The sequence below is a fragment of the Mesorhizobium sp. P3_A9 genome, assembly GCF_056402975.1.
On the sequence record NZ_JBFUGJ010000297.1, the window covers coordinates 1 to 7,147 of the forward strand.

The window sequence follows — 7,147 nt, forward strand, 5'->3', positions numbered from 1 at the left end:
TCCTCCAGCGCCTGCACGCGGCCATAGGACTTGCGGATGTTCTGCATGCGGATCAATGGCTCGGCCATGGTTCAAGTCCCTGCCTGATGCCGGCGTTCCAGCCATGAATGGAGCGCCATCATGCCAAGGATGATCGCGCCGATGAAGATGTTGTAGGCAAGTCCGGGCACGCCGATCAGCACGATGCCGTTGCGCATCACGCGCAGGATCAGGATGCCGAGCACGGTGCCGATGATGGTACCGCGCCCGCCGGTCAGCGCCGTGCCGCCGATCACCACCATGGCGATGACTTCGAGCTCGTAACCGGTGCCGCTGTTGGGGTTGGCGGCGGAGGTGCGTAGCGAGGAGATGACGCCGGCGAGCGACGCCATGAGCGACGACAGCACAAACAGGCCGATCTTGACGCGGTTGACATTGACGCCGCGGGCGCGCGCCGCGTTGGGATTGCCGCCGGCCGCCTGGATCCAGTTGCCGGTCCGGCTCTGCGTCAGCACATAGCCGAGCGCGATCGCCGCCGCGATGAACCAGAACAGCGACATGTAGATGCGGAACGGCCCGATGAAGAAGTCGCCGACCAGCGCTTCCGCCAGCCAGCTGCCCTCGGCGCTCCACGTGCGCTGCGGAAAACCGTCGGTGATGAAAAGCGCGCTGCCGCGCACCACCAGAAGCATGCCGAGCGTCACCAGGAAGGACGGTATCTTGAGCTGCGTGACGAACCAGCCATTGACCAAGCCGATCAAGGCGGCGACCACCAGCGCGACGACGAAGCCCATTTCCAGCGAGGTGAGGCCGCTGTTGAACAGCGTCCACATCAGCACCGGCGAGAAGCCGAACAGGGACCCGACGGAAAGGTCGAATTCGCCTGATGTCATCAGCAATGTCATCGCCAGCGCAATCAAGCCGAGCTCGACGGTGAAGGCCAGCGTGTTGGAGATGTTCTGCGGTGACAGGAAATCGTGGTTGAAGCCCCAGAAAACGCCGATCTCGATGACGAGCAGCACGAAGGGGCCGAATTCAGGCCGCGCAATCAGGCGTTGGACAAGCGAATGATTTTCCACTGATAACCCGCGACATGATGGGAATGGCTGACACCTGCGCCAGTTCCGGCGAGGCTCGGCGAATGGACAAGACAGTCGCGACCGTGGATAGGGTCGCGACTGCCTGGGTCTGGGATGTTATTTGCCGGACAGGATCTTGTCGTAGACCTGCGCGGTGTCCTTTTCGTAGAGCGCGCCGGTGATGACGTTGAAGCCCGGAGGAATGCCTGACGCGGCCATGTTGGCGAGCGACAGCGCGACATAGCTGGTCGCCTGCGGATCCTGCCACTGGCCGGCATTGACGTAGCCGTTCAGCACTTCCTGGGTGGTGTCGAGCGAATTGCCCCAGCCGACGACAGGGATTTCGCCAGGCTTGACGCCGACCTGGTCGAAGACCCGCTTGATCGAGCCGGTGACGAGGTCGCCAAGGCCGATGATGGCGTTGATCTTGCCTTTGTGGGCGGTGAGGTAGTCGACCATGCGGTTGATGACCTCGGCCTGGTCGAGCGTCGCTTCGGTCACTTCATAGGTGATGCCGAGCGGTCCGAAGACGCTCTTGATGCCTTCCTCTTCCTGGACGCCATAGGTGGCGCCGGGGATCTCGACCGGCATCCAGACGAAGTCTCCCTTCTTCACCAGGCCCTTGTCGACAAGATATTGCGCCCAATGCTTGCCGAAGGTGACGTTGTCGCCGCCGACATAGGCATTGAAATTGGCTTTTGGATCGGGCGTGTTGAAGTTGATGATCGGGATGTTGGCCGCGCGGGCTTCCTTGACGATCTCGACGAGGCTGCCCGGATCTGGGCTGGTGGTGACGATGCCGTCGGCCTTCGCCGAGAGCGCGGCGCGGACCGCTTCTTGCTGGGAGGCGACATCGCCATTGTGGAACGAGGTGTTGACGGTGTTGCCGGTGTCCTTCGCCCATTGCTTGGCGCCGGCGAGGAAGTAGGTCCAGACCGGATCGGCCGGGCCGCCATGTGAAATCCAGTAGAACGTCTTGGCCTGCGCCGCTGCCGGAATGAGCGTCAGCGCGACCAGCAGGCCGTAGAGCACAAGTCTTAGTCTTGTCAGCATTTGATTTCCTCCCGGTTGAAGATGATCCGTCCCTTATTCCGGCTTCGGCCGGATTGCGTCTTTTGCCAGCGCCGCTCGGATGCCTCAGAGCATTCCCTTTTTCGACGGATGGCAAGCCTCCATCTGCAGATGTAGTTGGCGCCTGACGCGACGCCATCAGCAGACCCATCAGATTGCATCAGTTGCGATGACTTTTCCGGGCGATCGGATGATTGGCGTCGAGGCTCAGCCGAACGCATTGTCCCGGGCGCGATCTGTGCGCCGATCGCGCCACAGCCTGACCAGCCGATCGACCGCGAGGGCAAGCACGACCAGGGCGCCGGTGGTGAAGGCGGCCCAGATCGCATCCACGCCAAGCAAGGTCATGGCGCTCAGGATCGTCTGCAGCACCAGCATGCCGATCGCGGCACCCATGACGCTGCCGTTGCCGCCCGAAAGCGATGTGCCGCCAATGATCGCCGCCGCGATCGCCAGCAGTGCGAACGTGCTGCCGTCACCGGGGGCAATGGCGCCCTGGGCACCGACATGGATCACGCCGGCAAGCCCGGCCATCGCACCCATCAGCACCAGCGTCAGCACCCTGACCTTGCCTGTTGGAATGCCGGCATGGGCGGCAGCCTGCGGATTGCTGCCGACAGCCTGGACCCGGTAGCCGAAACGGGTGCGGTGAAGCACGACATGCATCGCCAGCGCCAGCACGACAAGGACGATGCCTGTCACCGGCACAATGACGAACGCCTTGCCCGACAGCGTGGCCAGGACATCGGAGCCCGGCGGTGCGATTGTCTGCCCCTTGCCGACGACCAGCGACAGGCCCTGGATCATCCACCATGTGCCCAACGTCACCAGCAGAGCCGGCAGGCGCAGCGCGATCACCAGCAGGCCGTTGATCAGGCCAAGGCCGGCGCCAGCTGCGACACCCGCCAGCGCGGCAAGCCAGGGGTCCACTCCGGCAACCATCAGCAAGGCGGTGGAGGTCGCTGAGAGATGGAACACCGCACCGGCCGAAACGTCGATTTCGCGTGTGGCGAGCACGAACACCATGCCGATCGCCAGCAGGCCGGGCAGAGCAGCCTGGCCCAGCACCGAGACCAGATTGGCCGGTTCGAGGAAGGCGGGGCTCAGCCAGCCAAGCAGTGCGACCAACAGGGCGAGGGCAACGACAGCACCGGTCTCGGCCGGCAGCCGAATACGGCGTCCAGGCCGACGGTTCGCGGAACCGGCAAGCAGCGGCGCGGTATCGGTCCTGGTCATGCTGCACTCTCTCGGCTGGTTTGTCGGTTTTCGTCCGCAGGTTTGCCTGCCGTGATCAGCTTCAGAAGCCTGCCCACATCCATGTCGTCGCCGGCGATTTCGCCGGCCAGCCTGCCCTGGTGCAATGCCAAGATGCGATCGCAGAGCCCGGTCAATTCGGACAGCTCGTTGGAATGCAGCAGCACGATGCAGCCGCTGGCCGCCATCTGGCGGATAAGCGCGTAGATCTCCTGCTTGCTGCCGATGTCGATGCCGCGGGCCGGCTCATCGAGCAGCACCACCTGCGGGCCGATTTCCAGCCATTTGGCGATGATCACCTTCTGCTGGCCACCAGCCGAAAGCGAGCCCGCCGGCATTTCCGGCGTGCTCCTGATGCGCAGCGCCTCGATCTGCCGCGCGGCCCGGCCGAGCGCTGCTTGGGGCGAATACCAGCGTGATCCCCAGTCGCGCGCACCGACGACGACGTTCGCCATGTTGAAGGCGATGGATTTTTCCGGCATCAGCCCGTTGCCGCGCTCGCCTGAAATCATGCAGATGTTGCGCCGTGCGGCTTCCGTCTGCGTTCTTGGCAAGCCATCGCCATCGGGAAAACGCACCTTGCCCTGGCGTGCCTTGCGCAGCCCGAACAACAGGGCAAGCAGATCCTGCGCACCGGACCCGGCAAGCCCGACAATCTCGCCCGCGCGGGCGGTGAAGCTGATCCCATTCAGTCTGCCGCCGCTGAGCCCGTCGATTGTGACCTGCGGCCGCAGCGTCCCGGCTAACGTAGGCAGGGCTCTGAGCGGCAGCGGGAACAGCGACTGGCGCAACTGGCCGATCATCACTTCCTCGGAAGCCGTCAACTCCTGCCGCGCCTTTGACAACACGTCACGGCCGTTGCGCATCACCGTCAGCTGGTCGGCAATCGCAAGTGCATCGTCCAGCCGGTTCGACACGTAGAGCATGCTCATGCCCCTGGCTTTCAGCCCGCGCAGCACCGCGAACAGCCGCTCGCCCTGGCGCTGGTCGAGCGCCGAATTCGGGTCGTCAAGGATGAGCAGCCTCGGATTTTCCAGAAGCGCGCGGGCGATCGCGACCAACTGCCGTTCGCCGGATCCGAGATCGCCGAGCGGGGCATGGACATCGACATCGAGACCAAGCTGGCGAAGCAGGTCACGGCTACGTGCCTCCATTTCGCGCCGCGAGATCAGCCCGTTGTGAACCGGCTCGCGATTGACGAACAGATTGGCCAGCACCGGGCGCTCGGGAAACAGCCCCGGCTGTTGCAGGACAGCGCCAATGCCGAGCTTCCGCGCCGCATTTGGGTTGTCGATGGTCGCGGTCTTGCCGTCAAATTCGATGATGCCACGGTCTGGCCGGACAATGCCCGCCAGCACTTTCGTCAGCGTCGATTTGCCGGCGCCGCTTTCGCCGACCAGCGCGTGGATCGAGCCGCGCTCGACCATAAGGTTCATGTCTTCGAGCACGACCGTGCCGCCAAAGCGTTTGGCGACGGTGCGCACGAACAGGATCGGCGAATCGGACATCGGAACGGCCCCCCGACCGCACCGCGATCTTGAAGTGGATTGCGTCCGCCGTCACTGGGATTCCGCATAAAATTGTGTTGATTGCGGCCGTTTTAGACAGATTCTAGATAAGGTCAGCCTTCGCCAGGTCACGCATCAGATGGCTGGCGCCATAGGTCCAGTGCGGGCAATCGGGCGACAGCCGCACACGGTTGACCAGCGCGCCGAATTTCTCCGACGAGATGGTGACGATGTCGCCGACCTTGTGGGTAAACCCCTTGCCCTTTTCGCCGCGATCCTTCGACGGCACGAACATGGTGCCGAGATAGAGCGCCAGCCCGTCCGGATACTGGTGGTGCGGGCCCATGGCGGCGGCAACCAGCTCTTCCGGAGARCGGCTGATCTCGGCCATCGAGCTTGCGCCCTCCAGCGARAACCCGTCMTCGCCCTCGACCTTCAGGCGCACGAYGGCCTGCTTCACATCGTYGATCGAGAACGTGTCGTCGAACAGGCGGATGAACGGGCCTAGYGACGCSGAGGCATTGTTGTCCTTGGCCTTGCCGAGCAGCAGTGCCGAGCGCCCTTCGACGTCGCGCAAATTGACATCGTTGCCGATGGTGGCGCCGACGATCCTGCCGCTTGAGGCGGCGATCATGGCGATCTCCGGCTCCGGATTGTTCCAGGTCGAGACGGGGTGCAGGCCGACATCGGCGCCGAAGCCGACCGAGGCCATCGGCTGGCACTTGGTGAAGATTTCGGCGTCGGGGCCGATGCCGACTTCCAGATATTGCGACCAGGCGCCGCGGGCGATCAGCTTGGCCTTGATCTCCATCGCCGCGGGCGAACCGGGCTTGAGCTTCGACAGATCATGGCCGATCAGCCCGGCAATGTCGGCGCGGATGGCGTCGGCCTTTTCCGCCGAGCCGCGCGCCTGTTCCTCGATCACCCGCTCGAGCAGGCTGACGACGAAGGTCACGCCCGACGCCTTGATCGCCTGCAGGTCGACCGGGGAGAGCAGATAGGGCTTTGCCGGATCGCGCGTGGCCTGAAAACTGTTGGCCGCGATATCATCGAGCGAGCCGATCGGCTTGCCCTTGGCCGAGCGCACATGCCCGGCCGGATCGGCCATCTCGCAGATGTCCCGCACGGTCGGCGCCGCGCTCGAGGTGATGTCGAAGACCGTGCCGTCGCGCACCGTGACCACCAGCGGATGCGAGGCGCTTTTGGCGCGGCCGACAAAAAGGCCCTCGGTGGGCAGATGCGTCGGGTTCGTCATGCGTGCGGTCCTCTAATCATCGAAAATGCGGGCTTGCCGGATCGGCGCGGCACTTTCACCGGATTCCGCTCAAAGGTCTATCCCATTGATGGTGATCCAACGTGCTGTGTTTGGGCTGCGAAATTCCGGCCGTTCGTCGACAGGTGTGCGTCAGGCATCGCAGAAACCGAAAAATGTTTTCAAGAGCATGAAAGCTTCGATGGATTTTCATATGGCACATCAAACCCGGCGTCGCTGCGGTCTCGGCGAACTTGAGACGTTGATCACATCATCCTCCAGCAGGATTCCGCTTGACAGTTTCATGAATATGAAAAAGTCTTAGCAAATTTCAAATTCTTGGTGGGCAGGTCGATGTCGACCCTAGTTGCAACGCAAGCGTCAGAGGCCCGGTCTTCCTCCGGCTTTCGGCTAGCCATGCTGCTGCCGGGGGCGCTGGTCACTTTCCTGCTCATCCTGTTTGCGCTGGGCCTGGTGCTGTTCCTCGCCTTCCGCGGCAATGACGGCTCGCTGCTCGGCGTTGGGCTGACCGTCGAAAACTTCGCCATCGTGGTCACCGATCCGCTCTACTGGACGGTGACGCTGCGCTCGCTGGTCATTGCCGGCCTGGTGACGCTCGCAACCGTCGTCACCGCCTATCCCGTCGCCTACTATCTTGCCTTCCATGCCGGGCGGCGGCGTAGCCTGCTGTTGTTCCTGGTGACGCTGCCGTTCTGGACCAGCTATCTCCTGCGTGTCTTCGCCTGGAAGATCGTGCTCGCCTACAACGGCGTCTTGAACTCGGCGCTGATCGAAAGCGGTATCTGGTCTCAGCCGACATTGGCTTTCCTGAACACTCCGGCCGCCGTCGTCGTCACGCTCGCCCACGCCTACGCGCCGTTTGCCATCCTGCCGATCTATGTGGCGCTGGACACCATCCCGAAATCGCTGCTCGAGGCTGCTTCCGACCTTGGCGCGCGGCCGTTCACCGCGTTCCGCCGTGTCGTGCTGCCGAACTCCATGCC

General features: G+C 63.5%; 6 protein-coding genes. 1 reads left to right on the forward strand and 5 read right to left on the reverse strand.

Annotated elements, in window-relative coordinates:
* Nucleotides 1-71: 71 nt before the first annotated feature.
* From AC1DX0_RS27665 to AC1DX0_RS27685, 5 genes are all read right to left on the reverse strand, one after another.
* Nucleotides 72-1,058: an ABC transporter permease gene (locus AC1DX0_RS27665; RefSeq protein WP_477219730.1), complete on the reverse strand. Its 987-nt coding sequence runs from the start codon at nt 1,056-1,058 to the stop codon at nt 72-74.
* A 117-nt stretch (nt 1,059-1,175) separates the two neighbouring features.
* Entirely contained in the window at nt 1,176-2,111 is a 936-nt protein-coding gene (locus tag AC1DX0_RS27670; protein ID WP_477219729.1) for a substrate-binding domain-containing protein, read from the reverse strand.
* Between the two features lie 225 nt (nt 2,112-2,336).
* A complete protein-coding gene (locus tag AC1DX0_RS27675) occupies nt 2,337-3,365 on the reverse strand; it encodes an ABC transporter permease (RefSeq protein ID WP_477219728.1) in 1,029 nt (342 codons plus the stop codon).
* A complete protein-coding gene (locus AC1DX0_RS27680) occupies nt 3,362-4,891 on the reverse strand; it encodes a sugar ABC transporter ATP-binding protein (protein WP_477219727.1) in 1,530 nt (509 codons plus the stop codon). Before AC1DX0_RS27680 ends, AC1DX0_RS27675 begins: the two co-directional genes overlap by 4 nt.
* A 103-nt stretch (nt 4,892-4,994) precedes the next feature.
* Entirely contained in the window at nt 4,995-6,146 is a 1,152-nt protein-coding gene (locus AC1DX0_RS27685) for a fumarylacetoacetate hydrolase family protein (protein ID WP_477357583.1), read from the reverse strand.
* 351 nt (nt 6,147-6,497) lie between these two features.
* Here AC1DX0_RS27685 and AC1DX0_RS27690 point away from each other — a divergent pair.
* On the forward strand, nt 6,498-7,147 hold a 650-nt coding region (locus tag AC1DX0_RS27690; protein ID WP_477357586.1), incomplete at its 3' end, for an ABC transporter permease.